Below are 24,850 nucleotides of genomic sequence, written 5' to 3' on the forward strand. Positions count from 1 at the left end.
AATCGTTTATAAAAAATAGCATCAATAAGTTTTTACTGGTGCTATTTTAAAAAATTAAAAACTGTATATATCATAAAAAATCATATGATCATTAATTATATTATTTTATTAATAAACAGTACTTTAAGTTGTTTTTGTCATAAAGAAATAATACATATTTTATATATTTAACGGGCCTAATTCAAAGGCACATAAACCATATTGATGTGGTTTATTTTATATATGAGGTAGCAGTATGACAAAAACACATTCTATATCTACACAAACTTTTAATGCACTATTGATTTTACTTTTAATTGTATTCGGTCTTAAATCCAGTGCATCAGAGACTACCTTTGCAGTTATCGGTGATTTTGGTGAAGTAGGTACTCCCTTAACAGAAGTCAGCCAAATGATTAATTATTGGGATCCTGATTTGATATTAACTTTGGGTGATAATGATTATGAAAATGATTATACAAAGTCTGTATTACCCTATTTTATCGATCATATCAGTAGTAATTGTGACGAAAACAGGTTCTTTCCTACTTATGGAAACCACGATTGGAGAGGACGTAATGGCTATGATGAAGTATTTCCATGCATATCCGAACACTATAAATTTAATCATCAAAATATTGAATTTTTCACTATCAATAGCGATGAAATCAGTAATACTCAAATAGATTGGTTAGAGACATCACTAAAAGCATCTACAGCATACTGGAAAATTGTGTTCTTACACCACTCTCCCTATTCAAGTGGTCGCCATGGCAGTAATCAAACTTTACAATTTGATTTTAAATCTTGGGGAGCCGATGTTGTTTTATCGGCCCACGATCATCATTACGAGAGGATCAATAAATCTGATGTATATTATATTGTTAATGGTTTAGGTGGGCGTGCGCCATATAAAATTGAAAATTGCTGTGTAGCGGGAAGTGAATTTAGATACAACGAAGATAATGGTGCTTTACGTTTTGACGTAAATGAGGATTCATTACGTTTTAGGTTTTACAACCGTACTAACATTAAAATTGATGATGTGACTATTGTTAAGCGTGATACCCCTTTGACTCCAATAAATGCGTTAGAGTTGAAAAATGGACAAAGTATTCAAGTATCAGCCAAAGTAAATACTAGTTCTGAATACTATTTTGATTTACCAAGTAATGCTAAAAACGTAGTAGTAAAAACATACTCTGGTACAGGAGATGTTGATTTATACGTGCAATATAATAATGCGCCAACATTAACACAGTTTGATTGTCGACCTTGGAAGGCTGGTAATAATGAAACATGTGATAATTTAACTACGACTTCTGGCAAATGGTATATTTTACTTAATGCTTTTTCAGATTTTGATAATGTCAATTTACTTGCCAGTTGGGACAATTAATACAGTTAATTAATAAACATTAAATCAATTAGATTTAATACGCCTAAGTCATAATCTCTACTATAACTTAGGCTGACAAAATTACTCCACCAAGATTAAATTTGTATCGTTATCATATGATTGGATTAAGAAGATTTCGCTTTCATCATCACTCAGTACTAGATTAGGATAATTGTCTTTACTAGGGATAACGAACTGCGTTGTCTTCTTTTCAAAATCATAAAAATAAATCGCATTATTTCTGACAGCGACGCGATCCATAAAATAAATTCCAGTTTGTGTAACAACAAAGTCATTTGTGGAGTAGGGGTTATTTAAATATGTTCGTGTTATTAATTTTTCTTTAGTAGCCGTTTTACTGTTATAGCGATATATATCGTATGTGTCATATTCACTGTAATAAAATATATCTTGTGAATCTTGAATGATTAAATTTACATCAGCTAATGCATCTAATGACTTTAATGGAAACCCGCTACTGCCCATCCTAACAGCATAGGGTTGGTCAAATTTAGTACCGGCTAAATAAATATCATCACTCACATTTGAAAAACGAGCGGAATAAACATTTTCTCCATCGGGGCATAGTGGAATATCTTTACCAGTATTAATATTAATTAAACGGCAGCTATTATTTATTGATAGCACTGCTTTTTCACTTCCTTGTAACCAATTGATACTAAGCGGATATGTATATTCTGTTTTTTCATTAAATTGTGTTAGTTTTTTTGCCGATTTATCATTTAATCGCCAAAGTTCAATTTGGTGATTCGGTTTAATACTGGCAAATAATAAACCGTCCTCAACTTTAGCAATTGACCGAATAGACATACCATTTTCAAGCACGACTTTAGATTTTCCGTCTCCTCCTTTAAGAGGATTGGAATGTTTTATAATACGTGTTGTTAATGAGGACAACCCCCAATCTTGTTGCATTATAAATTGTTCTTTACCGGGCACTTTTAAAGGCCAATAACCGGCATAAGCGAGGGAAGTAATTCGAGATATTTCACTTGTTGAAATATTAAATTGAGATAAATATCCTTTATTATCGATGAAATAAATGGCCTTGTTATCATCACTAAAGCTGATGTTAACTCTTTTTTCGTTAATTTTAATTGGGGTAGGGGTTAAATCATTTGTTTGAATATTTAAAAGATGAACCTCAAAGCCTAAATCTTTATTTGAACGCATAATCGCAAACAATTTTTTATCTGGTGAAATCGTACCGGCAAAATCTCCGTTAGTATTGATTGGTGGAGCACTGATTTGCTCAGAGGTATTTAATACTAAATCATATAAATAAAACTTACGCGGTGCTGTTTCAGCTTCTTTCATATTGTAATAAAACTGGCGGTTATTAAGCCAAGAAATAGAAGGTGTAAAATTTCCTTTTTGTAATCTTATTATCAATTTAGGGTTATGAGCTTTTAACGTTTGAGGGTTAAAGTCTGCGATATAAATACCACTGTGATTACTTTTATAACGCATGAATGCAATGTATTTATTATTGGGGGAAATACTAACAAAGTTTTCACTTGTATTTTGTTTATCAAATACTTTTACAGCTTTGTCTAAGTTGTTTGTATGACTTGCATATAATGTCCAATATTTATCTCTGTTTTTACGATTAGCATACAAAAGTAATGTACCATCATCACTAACAGCGGGGCTTTGTTCTCTACCAATTTGTTTGGTAAGCACAGTGACATTATTATAGTCAGTGTTTATGTTATAATCGCTCAAATAAAAAAATAGTAGTGTAATTGTAATTAATGCTATTAATAAAAGTTTAAAAATATTTATTTTATTAAACAGCGATTTTACAGCCGGAGTGTTACTTGACACAACTTCAGCATAGGTAGATTCACTTCCCTGTATTTGTTCTATCTTAGCGATTAATCGATAGCCATTTCCTTTACCACCAGTGACAGTGTGAATGTATTTTGTATCAGGATCAAATTTAGAAAATATACGACGAAGACTATAGATATAATTATTAATGGTATGGTTTGATGCTGTGGTATTTTGCCAAACGTGCTCTCTAAGATCGTCTCGTGAAATGACTTTGTCTTGATGTGTAGCCAAATAGCATAAAACCTTCATTCCCATTGATTGCACTTCTACCGTTTGACCTTGATAGCTTAAAGTATCCATTTTAGGATTTACAATAAAAGTTTCTATGCTAAAAGATTGTTCAAAATCTATCATATTTTGTTCTTTTTAATCAGTTTAGAGTGCTTAAAATAAAATTTCAACTTATGAGGTCATAATGTAAGTAAAAAAGGAAGCACTTAGGGGAGCGCTTCCTTTGGCTAGAGTTACTTAAATAACATTAATGATATTTAAGATTGGGAAACTGCTTAAAAGTTTTGACTATAAATTAATTGAACGGTGCGACCCATAATACTATGTATCTGATAACTATATCCATGCCTCAAATCAGTGTTGACAGGTGGCATTTTATCAAGCACATTACTAGATATAAGTTGTATTTGACCTAAGTCTTCGAAAGTATAACCAACGCCGACGTTTAACGTGGTCATAGATGGAAAGTCTAACCACTGAGTCCCTTCAACTTCATCTTCTGGTGTTTCCCCCATAAATGAATCTACGTGTCTAAAATTAGCGAAAGCTTGAAAGTTATCATAATAATAATTGGTATTTAAACTTGCTCTAAATTCAGGACGGTTATAGTAACCAACATAATCATATACTGGGTCAACTGAAGTTTCTTGAAACTTGTATTCTAAAATATAACTCCCTTCTAGGCCTATTTTAAATGAACCTAAATTGTCTAAATCAAATTTTGTAGTAACAGATAAATCAATACCAGATGTTTCTAAGCCAAGATAATTAGTGGTAGTTGACCCAATCTCTTGAATTTCTTGTCGCCAATCTTGCTCATTTAAATCACGATTGACATAAAGGCCGTCATAATTTCCTAAATTACCTAAGTACTCTTCGTCTAAAATGGTTTTAGCACCAATAGAAGTAATTTGATTAGTAATTTCCATCGCCCAGTAATCAAGCGTTAAGCTGATATCATCAGTTATGTTTAAAGCTAAACCCGCTGATATTTGCTCTGAAAGTTCTGGTTTTAAATTCGGATTAGAAAAAGTTCGTACAGCTTCATTTACATCACGACAAAACGGTGAGTCAGCACGCTCTTCAACAGGAACGGGGTTACAATATTTTGGATCTACAAAATGCTGAAATCCCACACTTTCTTCGCCCACAGCTTCATTAATATCTGCAACTCTGAAACCTTCACTGTAAGATGCCCTAAGAATAAGATCTTCAGTTGCCTCATACCGAGCAGAAAGGCTACTAGAAAGTTGTCCTTGATCCGGTAAACTGTATTGATCATAACGTGTTGCAGCCGAAATTGTTAACGTTTCGGTGAAAGGTAACTCCAACTCAACATATGCCGCTTTATAATTACGTTCACCTACAGTATCTCCACCATAAGCGCCTTTAACACTGCCAGAATTAGACATTGCATCTTGTTGATCTGATAATGTTAATTTACGATATTCACCACCTATCGCATAACCAATTTCACCACCAGTTAATTCAAATGGTGCAATACCTGCCCAATCAATATTAATACCTTTTGAAATGCTTGATCCAATACGATGTTGCGTATGTCTAAAAGAATCTAATACAGCTTCGGTAGCCATCTCACCGCCAGCAGGTGCTAAAGGATTATAAAGTCCTTCATCTACAGCTGTTTGAAATTTATCAGTAAAGTAATAATAATTAGACTCTTGAACAAAAGAATCTTTACTGTGAGAAAGGTTAATTGATAGAGTGCCTTCGTCTGACATCCAATTAATGCCGGTATTTACATCAAATAAGCTCGTATCAAACGAAAACTCTCTTGGAACTGAACCTTCCATATAATGCATAAAATGGATAGATTGTGGATCAGATGTTGTCCTAGTAGGGTTATTAATGTTATCTGCAGACATTGTACCTTCTGCCCACATTGGTGTAGAAGAAGTGAATGTTTCATCTCTGGTATATAAAATGGTATTGTAGAACTCTAAATCATCAGAGATGTCGTAATTAAAACTAATGAATGCAGATGTTTTATCAATTTCAGGTAAATAAAACTTTCCATCCATAACATCATAACCACACCCTTCGCCATAGCTTGTTTGAGTGACATTTTCTTCCGGACATAGCGGACTTGAGGTATCATCACCATAATAATCACCATTAATATAGTAAGTTCCCCAAGGAGAGTAACTATTACTCCAACGCTTAGGATTGTGCTCAGCATCAAGGTGAGGGCGATCACCGCCAAGTAAACTGCCATTTTTTTGATGCTCTAGCACAACTAAGATTGAACTTTTATCATTGCTTGTACCATATGTTAATGAACCACCAGTTTGATCAGCGCCTCCTTGGGTTGCTTTTGAAGCATTAACCGATACTTGAATGCCTTCATAATCTTTTTTAGTAATAATATTGATAACACCGCCCATAGCATCTGAACCATAAATAGAGGATGCACCATCTCTTAAAATATCGATGCGTTCAACTACTTCTAACGGTATCAAATTAACATTGACACTATTGCCATAACTCGAAGATGAACCCGCAACACGTCTGCCATTTACCAAAGTTAAAGTACGATTTGAACCTAAACCTCTCAAATTTGAAGCAGAAAAATTACCTGAAGAATTATTAGCATGCGCCACAGTCGATCCCGCAGAGTTAAAGATACTCTGTGATAATACACTTGCAATATCATTCAAGCCTGTCGCTTGAATGTCAGCTTTAGTTATCACTGTAACTGGTTTGGCTGATTCCAAATCGGTACGTAAAATCCGTGAACCTGTAATTTGGATTTGTTCTATTTCTTCTTCGGAGCTTTGCTCTACTGCTGCTAAAGTATTAAATGAAGATGCTGTTAATAATGAACTTATTGTCATCATTAACAAGTTTCTAGACATTTTAACGCCATCAGTTTTGATATACGACATGTTGTATCCCTTATGTTAAATTTGCGAATTGCTAAAACGCTTTATTGGTTTACATAAAATATACAATTTAAGATTTGGTACTGTAAGAGGCTAAAAAACGATAAAATAAGTCAATTGATACTTTTCTTATCTATTTAATAATTAACACCTTATCTATTTAAGTTATTGTTTATAAATACATAATTTAATGGGTAAGTTTATTTATCTGTAATTGAAGATAGGTTTTAGCTTTTTTTCGATATACTTTTTTATGATTTTTAATGATCAATAATTATAGATTTATCGTTTTAAAAATAAAAACGATAATGGTTTTTAACTTTTTGAGTTATTAATACAGATATTAAATTTGCAAGAAAGGTTATTAACCGCTTTTAAAACGATTACATGTTTAAAATTTGACATTACTTTGTAACTGTACAACAAAATGAGGTTCTAATTAATATAAAAAACTAAATTGGAATAAATTTAAAATAAAGCCGGTTTTAAAAACCTGCTAAAAAGACCGCTAGTAATACATTGTTTTTTCGGTGCTGTAGCTAAAGTGCATGGGTTTAATTTGAAGTATTACTGAGACCACACTGCATATTCGTTATTATTAAGATCTGTAAAGTGAAAACGTCTTCCACCAGGAAAACTAAAAATAGCTTTGGTGATCTCACCGCCATTTTTCTCTATTTTAGCTTGTGTCTCTTCTAAATCATTACTGTAAAGAACAACCAAAGCACTGCCTGTATTTTGTGACATGGTTAAATCTGCTTTATAGAATCCAGCATCAATGCCGCTATTACTGATACTGCAATACTCTTCGCCATAGTCAATAAACGACCAAGAAAAAGCTTTTGTAAAGAATGATTTAGTTTCTTTAATATCTTTAACTGGGATCTCTATATAATTAATTTTGTGATGCATATTACATATCCTTATTGTTGTATTTATAATTCGTAAAACCTGCAATATCGCCTAAAACTAAACCAATACCATTTTCAGTATTATCATACTGATTAATATACGGGTTATGTTTAGCCCAAGCATACACTTTACTGCCATTATGCTGCGCTAATGCAGCAAATTTATTTGGCCAGCCCCATATGTATTTTCCTAAATCAGGTGGCACTATGATTGTAGTATTTTTACAAGTATCAGGGAATTTTTTACTCCATCCATATAAAGTATAATCAATAAAGCATTGTTTGTTTGAGTTGAAGCTAATGACTTGTGCTTTAGGGCTTATTTTGTCGAATGTCTCTATCATAAGACTATTACCAATATATAAAATTTCATTGTTATATTTAATATTAGAAGCTTGAACAAACTCGTTTAATGCAGGTATAGAATATTGATTTGGATTTTTTAAGTTGATCCAGTATCTTTTCTTCGGAAACTCTGTAAAAACTTGAGATAAAGATGGCATTTTGACCCCTTTACCTCTGAACTTAAATGAACTACCTTGATCTGAAGTCGCATTATAACCAACATCAAGTTTTATCAGCTCCTCTAATGTCATTTTAGCCACTTTACCTTTGCCATCTGTCGCACAGTCGACCTTCCAATCATGAAAAACGGCAAACTTATTATCACGTGTATAATGCACATTTAAATGTATGATTTTAAATCCACTGTCTACAGCATGTTTAATACTTTGCAGCGTATTTTCTATATATGGATTTTCAGATATTAATTGATTATTTGCACCACAAGATGATTTATCCATATTATCGTAATCAATATTTTGACCACCGCCTCGATAAGCAACTAATTCCCCTTTAAACAATAAAGGCAGAGTAGGGGATTGCACCACATAAATGCCAATTACAGAAATAGCAATGATTATTAATAAAAGAAACTTTTTCAAAATTTATGTTTTTATGATTATTTTTGAAATACTATAAATCGTTTAAAATTTTCGAACAAGCTGTATTACCGTAATTAAATTGATTTGTGATGAAAGGATCTTTAGATAAAAAATGGAAAAATTTAAAGGTATCGTATTTATCATTTTTACTTTTTTTGGTTTTGGTTTCTTAGTTATGACGCCGTTTCTATTTTATGAGGTATATGATGCCTCAGATGCAACAGAGCTAAAAGCACAAGTAACGTATTCAAGATATCAAGAACGCGGGGATTCATGCTGGATGGAAATTGAATATACTGTGCTAGACACTGGCAATATTGTAGAAATTGGTAATTATCAACCTGGAGATTTTTCATATTGCGGTGAAAAAAGATCGCGCGTAAAAGAGAATCACAAAGGTAAAGTTACAGATATTTACATCACTAAAAATGGCATATATTACGGTAGTAAAGGCAGTTATACCCAAGCTGTAATTTTAAGTAGTTTAAGTGCCCTTTGGTATTTATACCTGTTTTACTTAATTCGAAGTAATAAAAAAGTTGAAAGAGAAGAAAAAGTTGAAAATTGATTACACAAAATACACTGTTAGTGAATTGTTAGATGTACAAGATAATATAGATAAGCTAGCCCACCCTGAACGCTACCAGCTCTTAAGTGAAGAGATTAACTTTAGAAAATCAAACGGCGAATATAACGCCTATCTAAAGTCTTTTACCACAGATAAAAATGAAGAAGATAATGAGCTTATCATCGAATTTTCAAAAGGCCATAAATCATGGTCTAGAAGGGCATTTATTGGCTTTTTTGCTTTAATACACTTAATAGTTATCGCATTAGTTTTTCCAAAATATTTATCTCCCTCTCTAAGTGATATGACCGAATACAAAACTGATATTTCACACGCGCACTGTAATGTAGAAGAATACGAAGATAGCGAAACAGATATTATATATCACTATTACGATCTTAATTTTGATGTTTTTTCTGCAATAAATATAGGTCAAACTATTTGTCAAAAATTAGCAAAAGCGTTACCGACATATACCCAAGTATCTATTTGGCAAAGCGAGGGTTATGTATATCAATTAGCGGTAGATTCAAAGATAGTACTGCCATATAAAAAGATGAAAAAATCTATGGTTGAGCTACAAACTGATGGTGTAGAAATGTATTTATTTCTATTAATAGGCTTATGGTTTATTGGTTTTAAATCTCTAGCTAATGCAATTAAACCAGGTTCATTTTCCAAAGATTAGAAAAAATTGCACAGTACAACTATAAAATACAACTGTGCAATTTCAATCTAGATTAATAACTGTATTTTAATGTGACATTATTGAAATCACTATATGCTTTTAAGCCGATATACCATTGTCCTTTGCTTGGGTTGGTAACAGTACAAGATTCACTATTTCCATTTTTATATGGTCGGCATTCATAAATACTACTTGTTGGGTTTGAACCCTGTCTTAGATATAGATCAGCATCACCTGTACCACCAGAAATTGATACTTCAAGTGAACTAACTGAAGCAGGTAAGTTAAAGTTTTTATAATACCACAGGCCTTTAGATTGAGATAAATTAGTGATTGTATCACCACCAGAATTACCGCCACCGTTTCCTGCCACATAGCTGCCTTTTAAAGTGACGCCCGAAAAAGTATTATAAGCTTTTAGCACAACATGATAGGTGCCTGCTTGAATATTAGTAATGTTACAGGTTTCTGTATTACCATTTTCATAAGGTCGACAATCGTAACTGCTACTAGACGGTTTTTGTCCAAATTTCACATATAAATCTACATCACCTGTACCACCACTGGTAGTAAAAGTAAGATTGGTTGCACCAGCAGGCACTTGCATTGTAAATGCTAACTCTTGGCCTTTAGCTGCTGATAAACTAGTGACAGGTGTATTATTAGTTAATTCATCAGTTACTGGAGGGTCTATTGGTGGTGTACCAAAATCAATAACACTTTTACCTGCAGATGAACGATTTAATGTTAACGTATCGCCAATTTCACTTGCTTGCCACCAATTTATATTACTAGGCAACAAGATAGGATTATTTTTACGTTGCTCATAACTTACTGAGTCTGCTGAACTATTAAATTGTGCAGTTTTCACTTCAACTTTATCTGACGAAACAGTGATTACCTTAAATTGCTGAATACTTGCCAAATCAATTGTCCAAGACTTAGGATCATTAGCAGATCTTGCCGGTGCTCCCCAACTGCCCTCACCAACAAATACAGTTCCTCCAGTTGTGGTTGTATTATAACTATTACCTGAAGGTTTTAATGCTTGAGTTATTTTATTGATATGGGTATCTGATTCTACGACCAAGTTCATGCCATAATCATAAAAGTTTTGCGCCCACCAGCTAAATAATTCAGTATTGTCTGATTTACCAGAATAATGAGGATACATAGGTTTATGATATTGCGCGAACCGCCATTTTGTACTCGAACCTGAACTGGATAAATCTTGTTTAAGCCAGTTGTTCATCGCTGTTGCATAGCTTGACCAACCACTATTTTTAAATTGACTGTTTAAGGTATATACCCTTAGCAATGGCGAAATATTAAAAGCACCATAGGTATCTTTAGCATTACAGGTATTGTTATTATCAAAATCTACACCAAATACTTCACATAGGGTTTTATAATTACCGTCTTCATGATTACCATGCGTTGCAACAAATGGATATATTCTTTTATAACTAAGCCCATTTATCACATCACTAGACATAGTAAGTTGCCAATCATTCAAATAACTACTCATTTCAGATGCGCTGTTTGCATTAGTGTAATCACCACCATGCATAATGAATAACGGCCTGATTTTAGCAACAAGCTTGTTGCCTTCTTTCCTTGTTGTCCAGCCAGTTCTTGTATCACCACCAGCAATAGCAATATAAGGGCTATTATCTGTCGGAGCTGTTTTAAACCATAGCCTAGTGCCACAGCCACTGGTGTCACATACACGATAATACACTGCACTGTTACTAGCCAGCCCTGTTAATTTTACAAACTTGCTTGATAGTGAACCTTCAAATGTATGGCTTGAAGTGACTGATTTTCTTGTCCAACTTGTTTCATCTGTACTAAAACCATATTTTATATGGTGATCGCTACTACCTTCTGGTGTAAAACCAATTGTAGCTTGTGAACTTGGAGAGTGATCCCAAACTAATCTATGTTGCTTACTATCTGCAACGGCCCCTGAAGATATAAATGCTGACAAAACACCCAGCACCGCCTTATTTATTGCTTTCATAAAAGTTCCTGTTGTTGTTTTATAATTACGCTATGCGTACGGTTTAATGCATTTTTGGCAAATTATCATTTACCAAAATTGCAAATGCGGCATTGTGATAGGGCAAGGTAAGCGTGCTTGCATCATGAAAGTTAACTGCTGATACCCCCATTTGATGTTTATTAAGTCGTTTAAATGATATGTTATTTTGGTTGGTCCAATAATCCCCGCTTTTAATTTGGGGGAAATAATCAGTTGAGATTTTATTTTCTCCTGGACGATCATTTTCAACAATTAAGCTCTGTAGTTCATGTAAAGAAGGCAATCGCCAACCAGATAAACCGCAAAGTTGTTGTTTATTTGTTTCTTCAATAAAATCTAAAGTATCGCAGCGATCTTTTTTAAAATAACAGTCACCGTTATTTGATACACCTGTGTTGCCATCAAACCATGAATAAGTCCAGTAACCATCATGGATTGTTTCATTATCAGTTTTTATTTCCCATAACAGTTTTTGTTCTAAATCTAATGCACAAGACCAAGGGCCTTGCCAAGCTTTTAGTTGCTCACCTTTGTGATTAATTTTTATAAATCTTTGATCTTTTTTACTGATAGGGAGATTTATATTTAAATGTGCAAATACAAGTGTTGACCCTAGTAATAATAAGCTTATAAATATTCTGTATTTCATAATGAGGCAAATTTAAGTTGAATGGGTCTTTCGTGACGAGTGTGTGCTATTTGAGAACGATCAAAAGCAGACGCCCATATGCATACATCATTTTCTAATACAACATCATGCTTCGAACCCGTATCGCGTTTACGGGCAAGTTCAAGTGTCCAAACGCCATTATTCCAAGTACCTTTAGCTCGAATATCAGCCCGATCCCCTTCAAACCTATTTGAGCGATATAAAACTGAGGGCAACACAGAACCATCTTTATAGTTATCTTCCTTGAGTTCATAAGGTTTGCTTTCAAACCATGGCAGAATACTCGGTTTTAATGCGTGTGTGTTTAGGTTTATATATGATGGTTCAATCGGTAATCTTTTTGGGATAATTGAATCACGTTGATACCATTGCCAATTCATGACATATGCGCCACTTTCTTTACCATCAGGTGTATAGCCTGCTGTGTATCTACGCTCTCCAGTTCTAGCTATTTTTGCCTTACCAATATAATTATCGTCCATCAGAATCATTTTATTTGTTCTGACAGCTTTCCAGTGCCATAAATCTCTAACTGTGTGATCTGGACTAACGTGGTAGCCCTTTTTATGGAAATTTTGAGGTTTACCTTTTATGGGATTAGGTCCAAGTTTTACTGTGCCATCAGCGCCAAAATCACAAGTCTTCGAAACAAGTACTGCAAACTTATCTTCATAAAATGTCTGTTCATCAAATTGATAAAAGCCATCTTGTTTTATTGTCCACTCGCCAGTTTCTTTAATTATGGGCATATGCAATAAACTTTGAGTGGGATCTTGCCATTGAAATAAAAAGTAAACTTCTTGAGGGTTAGCTGCGGATTTAATTGTGACTTCGGTGCTGCCATTTATAAAATTAGCCCCTCCGGAAGTAAATACCTTGACTGCTTTTGCTTTTTGCCAAAACGCTTCTTGGTCTTTACCATCAATATCAATAAAATCTTTATAATCAAGCGGACTAACAATCATTTGTTGATGTTTGTTTGTATCTAAACCAATGTAAAGTACCAAAACCAAAGCTATTGCACTTGAAACAGCCGTTGTTAGCCTAATATTTTTATATAAATGAACGGGTGCAATAGCAGCAATGATTTTAAAGCCAAATTGAATTAAATACACATAGCTATGTAATAAAATAAAACAAACGACTAATAAACATGCAGTAAAATGCGCATTAAAAATGTATGTTTGGCGAGTCTGAAAATACAGTAACCATCCCGAAAGAACGGCAAAAACAATTACTAGATAGCCAAATCGATTAACCCAAATATGGTATTCACTTTGATGCTTATTTTTCTCTTTTTTATTGATAAAAAAATAAACTAGGCAAATGCTTGTTATGATAATGCCACTCATAAAATGCACATCATGAACATTCCCTTGTGGTAGTAAAGGAGATAACCAGAGTAATTCATCATCTGTCAGTAATCTGATCCGCATACCTGTTGCTATACTCACAAAAATAGCAACAATTACAGTTAAGTGAAAAATCAAAAAATTTTTTTTCACTACTGTTAAGTTCATATTTCCCATATATTTCAGTTTCTTAATTTAGAGTTACTTTATTTTTATAACATCGAATATATATCTGATTCGTGTCAATTTAATTACAGGTTTCAGGTACAAAAATATAAGGGGATTATGTTTTCACTACAATAACAAGGTTAATTAATTGTAATAAATAGAGCTAAATAGATTTAAAAAAGAGACAAATAGAGTCTAGTCACTTGAATAAGTAATATGGACTTAAATAAGGAACACAGAAAACAATTAAATTGTAAATTTCACAATATATTTCACCTTTTTTTCACATTAAAAAACTTATATTGAGGTTAATTAAGTTATTTTGGGATCTCAGTTATGTCAAACGCTATATCTTTATCCAATGTAGGCCACCATTTTAAAATGAATAAACAAAAAATTAGTTTATTTGACAATTTATCTATGAAGATAAGTGACAAACACTCATATGCTATTGTAGGCCCTTCAGGTGTGGGTAAATCTAGTTTATTACTGATATTGGCAGGATTAGAAACACCCACCTCAGGCTCTGTATCATTTGAATATAACGATAAAACTTTATCTAATTTACAATTGAGACAAAAGTCAGGGTTTATATTTCAGCAATTTCATTTATTACCTGAGCTTGATGCACTTAATAATATTGCATTACCCCTAAAGCTAAAGGGCGATAAACTGGCTCTAGATAAAGCGTTGTTTTGGTTAAAGCAAGTTGGTCTTGAATATAGATCTAAACATAAACCAAATGAACTCAGTGGTGGCGAGCAACAAAGAGTCGCAATCGCAAGAGCATTTGTGACAGAACCTAGTTTTGTATTCGCTGACGAGCCAACGGGTAATTTAGATGAGCAAACTGCCATTGAAATAACAGAGTTAATGTTTTCATGTTGTAAGGTAAATAACACAGGCTTAATTGTTGTAACCCATAGCCAAGAGCTATCAAGCCGTGCAGATTATTGTTATCAAATGTCAAAAGGAAAAGTAAACCTTGTAAACAATAAACTTGATTCAGTGACAGGAGTTGCAGTATGAATATCGCAATATTAAAGCTTGGCTGGGATCAATTTTGCCAACATTATCATACTAGTGATAGTAGATTATTAAGATGGACACAGTTTTGTTTACTGTTTTTTTTATTAGCACTTAGTATGACAAGTTCTTCTATTCGTCATTATTTAGATCATAACCTACAGCAATTATTAGGTGCAGATCTTGTTATCACACAGTACGAACCATTAACGCCTGTTCAAAATCAATATCTTACAAATAATTCAACACAGCTATCGTTAAATAAACAACTAGTGGTCACATTAACCAACAATGAACTATGGCAAGAAGTACAACTTAAAGTAGTAGATGATAACTATCCCATTCAAGGAAAACTCAAAGTCTCGGATGTATTATCAGTAGAGTCTTATTCTGCAGAGCAAGGACCAATGCCAGGTCAAATTTGGGTTGGCTCTCGATTATTTACAACTCTGAACCTTAAAATCAATCAGAAATTGCTTGTAGGAGGATCGCATTTAACCGTTCAAAAAATTCTTCATCATGAACCTGATAGGTTACTAGAAGGGCATAGTGTCGCTATGCGTGCAATGATCAATCATGCCGATTTATTAAGTCTTAAAAATAATAGAACTGACACCAATGACCGCACTAAATATCGTTATTTATTAAGCGCTGAAAAGGCAAATGTTGATCAGTTATTAACTTGGGCAAAAGAAACCATTCCTGGAGCACAGTTGGTACATAAAAGTGGAAAACACCCATTAGCATTGTTTTGGCAAAGAGTTGAAAACTTTATTGGCTTAGGATCTGTATTGCTATTTTTGATGGCGACAATTGCAATTGATCAAGCCGGTAGACGACAAATTATAAATCAAAAGCGTTTTATTGCACTCTGCATGAGTATGGGGTTAAGCCGCTGGGGCTGTATCACTATTAGCTTTGTTCAATGGCTTATCAGTTTTACAACATTATTATTACCTGCTTTTGTTATTGCTTATTTAGCACAAGTATTGGCTATATCTCAAATGCAGACGCTTTTCATTGGCATGGAAGTGAACTGGAATATTTTAACTGTTTTAAAAACAAGCTTCATTTTACTTTTACTTTTATTAACTTTCCAAATTCCACAATGGATTGAAATTTTTCAAGTATCAATTTCGCAATTATTTAGGCCATCAAAAAATAATAAAAATGTCATTTATCGCGTGTTCTTTTCATTATTAAGTATTTCAATTCTCACTGTATATTACTCAGATAATGCGTTATTAACGGGTATGATCTTAGGCAGTTTAGCCGCCACTATTTTTTTATTAATGGCATTAACTTGGTTTGTACTGACCTTAGCTGAAAAATTAACCCAAGGTAATATGGGTTTGATCCCATTTAGTTTTTATATGATGAAACAAAGACTGCTAAGTAAAACAATGCAGATTTTAGGTGTAGGTCTTTGTGCTACTTTATTATTGTTTACTTTAAGTTTATTAAAAGACTTTAGCTCAACTATGAATAATTATATGCGTCAACATGATGGCAACTTAATTATATCTAAAGCGCAAAAACACCATATAGACGCCTTAAAAATTTGGTCTGAGGAAACAAATAGTAAAATTAAGCAATTAAAACCTTTCATGTTTAGTCAGTTAGTAAAAATAAATGGTAAGACTTTAGCTGAACATTCAGACACACCAAGTGACAGCATGGCAACCTTATTAAAGCCAGTAAGAATGCATTGGACGCAAGACATGCCAGATAACAATATGCTTGTTAGTGGCAAGTGGTGGCAAAAAAGCGATAAAAATTGGCATAATATTTCTGTAGAAAGTGAAATTATGACTGATATGGGACTAAACCTAGGTGATAAACTGGCTTTTAATATTCAGGGTAAACAATATGAATTTACTGTATCCAGTAGCCATGAATTTAAATCAGGTAACGGGTCTATAACGTTTTGGTTTCAAGTACCCCATAGCGCACGTGAGAATATCATAGCAACCAGTTTGTATATGGGCAGTATGGAATTACCTGAACAAGCTTGGTCTAGTTTATCTAAGCTGTGGTTACAACATCCTGAGCTAAGGTTGACTTCAGTAAAAGAATTAGCAGATAGTTTTGATAAAACCTTAGGGGTTATCATTAAGCTTGTCTCAATATTTAGCTTTATGATTATCTTAATCGCATTACTTGTAATTTGCGCATGTGTTCAGGGGTATGAAGCGGATGAAAAAATTAAAAACGGTTTATTATTAAGTTTTGGCCAAACAAAAAGTGCATGTTTAAAACTCAGTATTTTTGAGTGGTTAGTTACGGCGCTCATTGCAAGTGGCGGTGCTATATTTGGAACTTGGATTGCAGGTGCATTAATCTATCAATCTCAGTTTTCTTTAAATTATGTGCCAGATCCTGTTTGGATTTTATCGACTTTATTTATTTCCATTTTGGTAGTATGTTTAGTCGGAATATTGAGTAATAAAAAGAACTTAAACGTTTCTATTAAAAATTTATTAGTATAAAAACCCATTTAAGTTATATAGGAAAAAGTATGAAAGCAAAGGGCTTAACAGTTTTGCTAGTTGAAGATCAAACTGAACTGGCAAAAAATATCATCCAATATCTGGAGTCAAGAGGTCATGTTGTTGATTACGCAAGTGATGGCAAGCAAGGTTTAGACTTAGCTTTATCACAACCGTTTGATGTGATTATTTTAGATATTATGATGCCTAAAATGGATGGGTTACAAGTTTGCGCACATTTACGTAATGAATCTGTAAAACATTTACCCATTTTAATGCTAACAGCCAGAGATACTTTAGATGATAAAGTAACAGGTTTTAGTGTTGGTGCAGATGATTATTTAACTAAACCCTTTGCTTTAGAAGAGCTCGAGATCCGCTGTATTGCGTTATCTCGAAGGCACCTTTTGCAAACAGATAATAAAATTAACATAGGCTCATTAATTATAGATAGGCAAACTAAACAAGTTGAACGTGATGGTAAAACGGTTAATTTAAATGCTATGAACTTTAATATCTTACTTTTTTTAGCACAAGCTTATCCGCAAGTCGTAAGTCGCTCAGAACTATGTCAGCACCTATGGGGTGATGACCCAACAGAGTCTGATTCATTACGTTCTCATATTTATCAATTGCGACAAGCGATTGATAAACCTTTTTCAGAACCTTTAATTAAAACGGTACATGGCGTTGGTTTTACTTTGTTAGAACACCAAAAGAGCATTTAAATGAAAAAAACTTACACTTTAGCAAGACGGATCATCATTCAGTTTTGTATCTTTTCAGTGATACTTTCTTTGGTTTTTAGCCTATATAACTTTATTTTTTTATATACGCTTGAAGACAGCTTTATTGAAAAGGGAATTAGAAGTGAGGCTGTACTTTTAAAGAATGATTTTAAAGCAACAGGTAAATGGGGGGCACCTCAAAAAGAAAATTTAAAGATTCATCATTCAATTGACACTTTTCCAGAATCGATAAAAGAAAAGTTCAACAGGGAGCCAAATACGCGAGAGTTTTATGGTGATAATGGCTTACATTATCATATGACACGTCTTGCCAAAGAGCCTGATGTTTATTTGATTGCAGAAGTAAGTGAAGATCTAGTCGTTAGACCAATTCGTGTATATATTATCAACTTTTTACTTATATCAACTGTAATAATGGCATTAGTAGCATGCTTTATTGGTTATCGTTTATCCAAAAAATTAATTCACCCTTTAACTAAACTCGTAAATTTAGTTCATGGTGTTTCACCACAAGACTTGCCTAAAGGCTTTGCTAAAGATTTCCCCAATAATGAAATTGGCATACTTGCATCTAACTTAGAAACTTCAATGGAAACAATTAATGATTTTGTAAATAGAGAATTGCATTTTACACGAGATGCAAGCCATGAGCTGCGTACACCTATTGCAATTATTAAAAATGCCAGTGAGTTATTAGCTGATGATAAATTGACAGCGGAAGAATCAACAACATTAGTCCAAAGAATCAACCGTGCGACACTACAAATGGAGCAATCTGTTAATACTTTATTATCGTTAGCCCGAGAAGAGAATGCTTCTTCAAAAGCACAAATGGTAAAGCTGATCCCTATTGTTGAAAAAGCAGTAATACAACACGCCTATATATTAACAAATAAGCCTGTTGAAGTAGATATTGATATTGGTATGAATGATCAATTACTGAGTCAGCCTGGCATTCTGCAAATTTTAATTGCAAATTTAGTGAGTAACGCCTTTCAATATACGACTCATGGCACTGTAAAAATTAGCTTTTCAGATAATAAACTCAGTGTATTTAATACAAGTGAAGGGATTGAAGATAAAATAAAAGACTCGGTGTTAGAGCCTTTAATAAAAGGAGAAAACAGTCAAGGATATGGATTAGGCTTATCGATCGTAAAACGTTTATGTGAGCACCATAAGCTTGGTTTGAATATTGAAAACCATGATGATGGTATCTCTATTGTTGTAAGCTTTTAAATTGGTAAAAACATTCTTAATATCAGCGTCATAAATTGTTTTTTATTATGATAAAATTACTCGATGCTAACTTTTGATCAATCAAGAGTTTTAAGGGATTAAAAACCTTTATATTCCCATATTAATATAAATACAATAAACCGATTATAACCGAAGAAAATTGGGCTTTTAAAATGCTAAGTGAAAAGATTATTCGTTGGGGGATCATAGGATGTGGTGCCGTGACAGAAGTAAAAAGTGGTCCAGCTTATCAAAAAACAGAGCGTTTTGAATTAACGGCTGTAATGAGAAGAGATCAAAGCCTTGGGCAAGATTATGCTAAAAGACATAATATTGACAAATATTATGCAGATGCAAAAGACCTCATTAATGATAATGATATCGATGCTGTTTATATCGCTACTCCGCCAGATACACACAAATTATTTGGCTTGCAAGTCGCTAAAGCGGGAAAGATATGTTGTATAGAAAAACCCCTAGCGCCTAGTTACCAAGATTGCTTAGAGATCACCCATGCATTCAATAAAGCAAACCTGCCACTATTTGTTGCATACTATCGTCGTTCGCTGCCACGATTTTTAAAAGTAAAAGCACTCTTAGAACAAGGGCGAATTGGCAAAATTAGGCACATTACTTGGCATTTAAGTAAAGCTGCCAACGAAATAGACTTATCGGGCAAATATAATTGGCGTACAGATAAAAATATTGCTGTTGGCGGATATTTTGATGATTTAGCCAGTCATGGGTTAGATCTTTTTTCTTATCTGTTAGGCGAATATGAAGATGTGAAGGGCATAGGGGTTAATCAACAAAAACTTTACTCTTCCTTTGATTCCGTATCTGCATGTTGGTTACATAAAAATGGCATCACAGGGACGGGGAGTTGGAATTTTGGTGGTAGCGCAAGACAAGATAAAGTTGTTATTTATGGCAGTGAAGGTGAAATGACATTCTCTGTTTTTGACGAATCACCAATTCAAATTGATTCGAACAATAACACGGAAACACTATTCATCGAAAATCCTGAAAATATCCAGCTTTATCATGTACAAAATATGAAAAACCAGCTTTTTTCTGGCACTAAACACCCATCCACTGGTACAACGGCAACACATACAAGTTGGGTGATGGATCAAATTTTAAAAGCGGGTGTTCAGATTTAAAAAGATAAAGTATACAAACCTAAAACAAAAGTTTAAGGTTTAGTTGACGTTTGATGTTACACACTCAAAAGCAGGGTTTTACTTAATCTGACAGATTTATACTCTGTCAGATTCTTAGGAAAAGGCAGATCTTGAAATATTGCAGGTGTGATATTAAATTTATCTCACGGACCTATAAATAACTGCGTTTAACAGCCTTATATACAGTCATTTCAAAATTTACTAAGTAATGCATCTCTTTAATGCGACTTGCTATAAAGTGATTCATTAATTTACTGATATTGTGATCAGCTATAATTAATATAAAAGGCTTTTATTTGCACCATGTTTAGAAATGAATAAAAACATAGGCACGGCCGCTCAAATATAAATACTTAGCCACGTAATTGCGATGTAATAGAGTCTTGGATTGATTTTTCATATTCATTATCGCTAACTAAATCGAGACACAATTCCTTCGTACAATAAGAAACAAACTTTATTTGCTTATTGTCAGCATTTTTTGCAGTTAGTTCATACAGCGTATAAGACTTAAACTGACTTTCATTTACTACAACATCAGTTGAGTTCTTTTTAAAGTCGGCTACTAAATCTATATCATTTAGGCGAAAATTATAAAAGTACATACGATTATGGGAATCTTTACAGGCATATAAAATTGAAAAATCTTTTGCAACTAAGTCTGCCATGGCTTTACAGCTTGAATTTAAAACTAATGAGTCAGGAAGTATTTTTACAACTACTCCGTTTTCTGCTTTAGCAGATAGATTAAAAGTGATGAACAGTAATGCTATGGTGAAAATTTTCATTAAACCTTCCTTGTATTAATAAAGCTCTTATTAAATTTCTAATTTTCAAGGCATGATTTTTACAAAAACATGATTGTAAATTAGTCTATTTTCAACAGTTTTGTTAAATTGCCTCAATTCGGCCGCTATGGTTTTCTAACTAGAGTTACTGCAACTTTGATTTATTTATAATCAGTTTAAACATTAACATATGAAATTGATAGCATTTATTATTTATCTAGCAGACTTCGGTTTTTGATCTTTTAATTTTCATCCTTAAACCATTCAATAGTTTTATTTTTTGAAATTATAAACCTAGCCTCTTTAACATTAGAAGAAAAAGCAATAGCACCTTCTAAGGTTATATTTTCCAATTTACGACGATTAAAGTATGAAGCTAATGTTTTTCCATGGTTTTTTTAGAACTATGGTTTTGAGCTGTTACCCAATATACAATATGAATTAAGGCATCTCTGTGCTTATTTTCAAACGTAATATATAAGCTAAGTGTTCATGAACTTCAGGATCTAAAACTAACGTTTGTCCCATAGAAAAGCTATTAAAATTAGTATGCTCCATATATTATATTGGAACTTTTGTTCATGTAATAACCCCCATGCTTTATCATTTCTTCTATGCTTATTTTACTAACCACCATATACCTTTGTATTAAACTACCACCGAGCAGAATTAGATTAAATTTCATTATTTAAAAGCTAATTTTTTTGATTCCTCTTCAAAACTATCTTCCAACATTATTATTTTTTTGTGTTCATGAGTAATTTTATCTCTACCCCCTTTTTCATTTTCGGCGCTAATATACGTATAGGAAAACGCTATTTTTTTGTATGTTTCAAATAACTTAAAGACTATTTCATTTTGTGTTGCTTCCAAAGTTTTACATTTTTCTAGTCACTCTAAATTAGATTTATAGGAGTTTATCTGGTCCCTAAAAACCCTAAAGTTATACCTTTGGGCTTCTGTAAATTTATCAGCAACCTCACTGTAAAAAGCATCAAGTACAGGGGTTAATATAGGAACAGATACTGAATATATGAAATTATTATTGTGTCTATAATTTAGAGAAGTCTTTTTGGCTGAATCAACTCGCTCAGAAAGTAATTTTTCGATATCTTCCAACTCAAGCTCTATTGCTTTTTTAACTTATTGACTCTCCATTTAGATTTTAATAACTCTGTAAGTTGAGACAGTACCCAACCTGTTAAGAGAGCAACTATAGCAACTTGTAATCTATCCATAATATATACTTTGAAGTATTTCTAGATCTGGCATTCAATTATACCTTTTAGCGTTCAGCCTTAGTAATTTTGATACTGGTGTTATTAATACAATAAAATAATCTAAACTAATGAGCATTCGTAAAGTAGATTGTAAATGTAATCTATTTTACATGTAATGTTACTTTTACACGTTTTCGGGGTTAGGTTTATACTTTTATGCTGATTGATTTAATTTAGCCGAGCAGAACAGAACAGCCTAAAGTGATACAAAAAAGCACAGTTAGCGTTTTTTGTGAAATAGACTTAGTTCTTTTGGGATATAGCTTGGCGACACGTAACTCCAAAACCTACATACTGATAGTATCGTATTCTACACCTGTAGCTTAGCTAACCTCTACAAGGTTTATAAAAGCTTGATGCTGGTAATTGTTTATTACTGATCTTAAATTGATAAATAGTCATGAAATTCCCTTTAAAGTGAAACGCTATTTTCAGCACCTTAAATAAATAATATGCATTGTTCATATGCTAGTAGGCTGTAACTTAAAGTTATGAAATGACATTAAAGTTTGCTCAAAAAATATTAAGATTAAATGCTTAATATTAATAAATTTAATTTATTATTTGATGTAACCAGTAATAGATATTATATATTTATTATTGACGTAATATTTTAGCGTTATAAATACTATCTTATAAACAAACATTGGTTTGTACATTTAAATTCAAGACTAACTCACATGTGGATATTATGGACAATAAAACGTTAACTAAAGCTTTATTAGTATTTATTACTGTTTTTAATTTATCTTCATGTTCTGAAGATAAAGAAACAATACAAATTAACACAATTCAAATAAATGGCTTATTGCTCAAAGGTACACTTTCAAATACACAAGTTATTATTTCTGACTCAGATAGAAAAATCGTTTGGCAGGGAAAATCAAACTCCATTGGTGAGTTTATTGCACATGTAGATTTAGGATCTGATAGTTATTACTTGATAGAAACAAATTTAACTCTTGGTTCAGAAATTATCTGTGATGCTCAGTTATGCCGTAACGCAAGTGGTGACGTTATTGCCGATTTTGGCACAAAAGTTCCGTCTGAAAATTTAGGTGAATTTAACATCTCGACGATTGCTACGAGCTCTAAAATCATTAATAACCTCCAATTAAATAGCCTTACAACTTTGACGAGCAACCTGATCCGAAGCCAAATTGTAGCTGACATACCATCAACACTTTTTAATGAGATCGCGTTATCAGCAAGCAATTTGATCCTGCTTTCTTTTGGACTCAATTCAGATCAAGATATTAATCTATTGAATGTAAATCTCAGTAATCTTAATCAAGATACAGAACAATTAAATGATGATTTTAGGCTATTGAGCATCATTAACGCTGCAATGGCCTCTGATATATCACAATTGAATCAAATATCTTCGAAAATAAATGATTTATATTTATCTCCTAGCAATACTAACCACATCGAAGAATTAAACCGATTAAAAAGCAACCTGATAGGTTATAGTTTGAACTTATCTTTATCAGGTCATCTTAACGCAATACCAGATACTGAAATTGACATACTTTCAAAAGCGAAAACATCAGAAATCGAGTTGTCAAAATATAAAGAATCCCAAGAAACACTTGTTAATTTAATAACTAAGGCTAAAGCTGTGCCTGGAGGAGGCAGCTAACATAATGTAGAAGGAAGGAAAAATGAAAACAGTTGGTCTTTTAGGCGGTATGAGTTGGGAGTCCACAGCAAGTTATTATAAAACAATCAATGAGGGGGTTAAACACTCTCTTGGAGGCTTACATAGCGCCAAAATCGCGATGGTAAGTGTTGATTTTCATGAAATTGAACAACTTCAACATAAAGGAGAGTGGGGGGAAACAGCGTCAATCTTAACCTCTGCAGCACAATCTATTGAATCAGCTGGTGCTGATTTTTTATTAATATGTACCAATACTATGCATAAAGTTGCAGTCGATATCCAAGCCAATATTTCTATACCTTTATTTCATATAGCAGATGCCACAGCTCAAGAGTTACAAGTTGATGGCATCACTAAAGTCGGTTTGCTTGGTACACGCTTTACAATGGAGCAAGACTTTTACAAAAGCCGATTGATAAATCATTTTAATATTGATGTCATAGTACCTGACTCAGATCAACAAACGATAATTCATAATGTTATATATAATGAGTTGTGCCTTGGAATTATTAATATTGATTCTAAAAAGCAATATCTGAATATTATAAATGATTTATTTAGACAAGGCGCACAGGCGGTTATTTTAGGCTGTACAGAAATTGCATTATTAGTAAAACAAACAGATACAAATGTGCCGCTATACGATACAACACAAATACATGCTAATGCGGCCGTGAAAATGGCGTTAGGTTTCCTGTAATTAGATGGTCGTTCAGCG

Annotated in this window: 19 protein-coding genes; 10 read left to right on the forward strand and 9 right to left on the reverse strand. The window is 33.1% G+C overall.

Going from position 1 to position 24,850, the window contains the following annotated elements:
* The first annotated feature begins 235 nt into the window (after positions 1 to 235).
* On the forward strand, positions 236 to 1,378 hold the full coding sequence (locus KO527_RS13835; RefSeq protein ID WP_216040870.1) for a pre-peptidase C-terminal domain-containing protein: 1,143 nt from the start codon (positions 236 to 238) through the stop codon (positions 1,376 to 1,378).
* 81 nt (positions 1,379 to 1,459) lie between these two features.
* On the opposite strand, the gene KO527_RS13840 is transcribed toward KO527_RS13835, so the two are convergent.
* From KO527_RS13840 to KO527_RS13855, 4 genes are all read right to left on the reverse strand, one after another.
* Entirely contained in the window at positions 1,460 to 3,589 is a 2,130-nt protein-coding gene (locus KO527_RS13840) for a winged helix-turn-helix domain-containing protein (protein WP_216040871.1), read from the reverse strand.
* Positions 3,590 to 3,741: 152 nt separating this feature from the next.
* Positions 3,742 to 6,372: a TonB-dependent receptor gene (locus tag KO527_RS13845; RefSeq protein WP_216040872.1), complete on the reverse strand. Its 2,631-nt coding sequence runs from the start codon at positions 6,370 to 6,372 to the stop codon at positions 3,742 to 3,744.
* Positions 6,373 to 6,936: 564 nt separating this feature from the next.
* Positions 6,937 to 7,281: a VOC family protein gene (locus KO527_RS13850; protein WP_216040873.1), complete on the reverse strand. Its 345-nt coding sequence runs from the start codon at positions 7,279 to 7,281 to the stop codon at positions 6,937 to 6,939.
* 1 nt (position 7,282) lies between these two features.
* Positions 7,283 to 8,224 (reverse strand): glycerophosphodiester phosphodiesterase family protein, encoded by a 942-nt coding sequence (locus KO527_RS13855; protein WP_216040874.1) that lies wholly within the window; start codon positions 8,222 to 8,224, stop codon positions 7,283 to 7,285.
* 112 nt (positions 8,225 to 8,336) lie between these two features.
* On the opposite strand from KO527_RS13855, the gene KO527_RS13860 reads away from it, so the two are divergent.
* Positions 8,337 to 8,792: a hypothetical protein gene (locus tag KO527_RS13860; protein WP_216040875.1), complete on the forward strand. Its 456-nt coding sequence runs from the start codon at positions 8,337 to 8,339 to the stop codon at positions 8,790 to 8,792.
* A complete protein-coding gene (locus tag KO527_RS13865) occupies positions 8,782 to 9,480 on the forward strand; it encodes a hypothetical protein (protein ID WP_216040876.1) in 699 nt (232 codons plus the stop codon). Before KO527_RS13860 ends, KO527_RS13865 begins: the two co-directional genes overlap by 11 nt.
* 52 nt (positions 9,481 to 9,532) lie before the next feature.
* Here KO527_RS13865 and KO527_RS13870 read toward each other — a convergent pair whose 3' ends face one another.
* The 3 genes from KO527_RS13870 to KO527_RS13880 are packed head-to-tail and all read right to left on the reverse strand — an operon-like array spanning position 9,533 to position 13,714.
* Entirely contained in the window at positions 9,533 to 11,503 is a 1,971-nt protein-coding gene (locus tag KO527_RS13870) for a pre-peptidase C-terminal domain-containing protein (protein WP_216040877.1), read from the reverse strand.
* 43 nt (positions 11,504 to 11,546) lie between these two features.
* Entirely contained in the window at positions 11,547 to 12,173 is a 627-nt protein-coding gene (locus tag KO527_RS13875) for a DUF1566 domain-containing protein (RefSeq protein WP_216040878.1), read from the reverse strand.
* Positions 12,170 to 13,714, reverse strand: a complete 1,545-nt coding sequence (locus tag KO527_RS13880; protein WP_216040879.1) for an ethylbenzene dehydrogenase-related protein — start codon at positions 13,712 to 13,714, stop codon at positions 12,170 to 12,172. The genes KO527_RS13875 and KO527_RS13880 overlap by 4 nt, the downstream gene beginning before the upstream one ends.
* 336 nt (positions 13,715 to 14,050) lie before the next feature.
* Here KO527_RS13880 and KO527_RS13885 point away from each other — a divergent pair, with 336 nt between their 5' ends.
* The 5 genes from KO527_RS13885 to KO527_RS13905 all read left to right on the forward strand — a co-directional run bounded on the left by KO527_RS13885 (position 14,051) and on the right by KO527_RS13905 (position 20,380).
* Entirely contained in the window at positions 14,051 to 14,743 is a 693-nt protein-coding gene (locus KO527_RS13885; protein ID WP_216040880.1) for an ABC transporter ATP-binding protein, read from the forward strand.
* Positions 14,740 to 17,229 carry an FtsX-like permease family protein gene (locus tag KO527_RS13890; RefSeq protein WP_216040881.1) on the forward strand — a complete coding sequence of 830 codons (2,490 nt, stop codon included), beginning with the start codon at positions 14,740 to 14,742 and terminating at the stop codon, positions 17,227 to 17,229. Before KO527_RS13885 ends, KO527_RS13890 begins: the two co-directional genes overlap by 4 nt.
* Before the next feature lie 29 nt (positions 17,230 to 17,258).
* The gene (locus KO527_RS13895; protein ID WP_216040882.1) at positions 17,259 to 17,957 is read left to right on the forward strand and encodes a response regulator transcription factor; all 699 of its coding nucleotides are present in this window, start codon (positions 17,259 to 17,261) and stop codon (positions 17,955 to 17,957) included.
* On the forward strand, positions 17,958 to 19,217 hold the full coding sequence (locus KO527_RS13900) for a HAMP domain-containing sensor histidine kinase (protein WP_216040883.1): 1,260 nt from the start codon (positions 17,958 to 17,960) through the stop codon (positions 19,215 to 19,217).
* 173 nt (positions 19,218 to 19,390) lie between these two features.
* Positions 19,391 to 20,380, forward strand: a complete 990-nt coding sequence (locus tag KO527_RS13905) for a Gfo/Idh/MocA family oxidoreductase (protein WP_216040884.1) — start codon at positions 19,391 to 19,393, stop codon at positions 20,378 to 20,380.
* 374 nt (positions 20,381 to 20,754) lie between these two features.
* Here KO527_RS13905 and KO527_RS13910 read toward each other — a convergent pair whose 3' ends face one another.
* Both KO527_RS13910 and KO527_RS13915 read right to left on the reverse strand, forming a co-directional pair.
* Positions 20,755 to 21,189 (reverse strand): hypothetical protein, encoded by a 435-nt coding sequence (locus KO527_RS13910; protein WP_216040885.1) that lies wholly within the window; start codon positions 21,187 to 21,189, stop codon positions 20,755 to 20,757.
* A gap of 684 nt (positions 21,190 to 21,873) precedes the next feature.
* Positions 21,874 to 22,062, reverse strand: a complete 189-nt coding sequence (locus KO527_RS13915) for a hypothetical protein (RefSeq protein ID WP_216040886.1) — start codon at positions 22,060 to 22,062, stop codon at positions 21,874 to 21,876.
* A gap of 1,098 nt (positions 22,063 to 23,160) precedes the next feature.
* Between KO527_RS13915 and KO527_RS13920 the strand changes: the two genes are divergently transcribed.
* Entirely contained in the window at positions 23,161 to 24,111 is a 951-nt protein-coding gene (locus tag KO527_RS13920) for a hypothetical protein (protein ID WP_216040887.1), read from the forward strand.
* Positions 24,112 to 24,133: 22 nt separating this feature from the next.
* Positions 24,134 to 24,832 carry an aspartate/glutamate racemase family protein gene (locus tag KO527_RS13925; protein WP_216040888.1) on the forward strand — a complete coding sequence of 233 codons (699 nt, stop codon included), beginning with the start codon at positions 24,134 to 24,136 and terminating at the stop codon, positions 24,830 to 24,832.
* Positions 24,833 to 24,850: the final 18 nt, after the last annotated feature.

The organism is Pseudoalteromonas sp. C2R02, assembly GCF_018860845.1.
Lineage (GTDB): Bacteria > Pseudomonadota > Gammaproteobacteria > Enterobacterales > Alteromonadaceae > Pseudoalteromonas.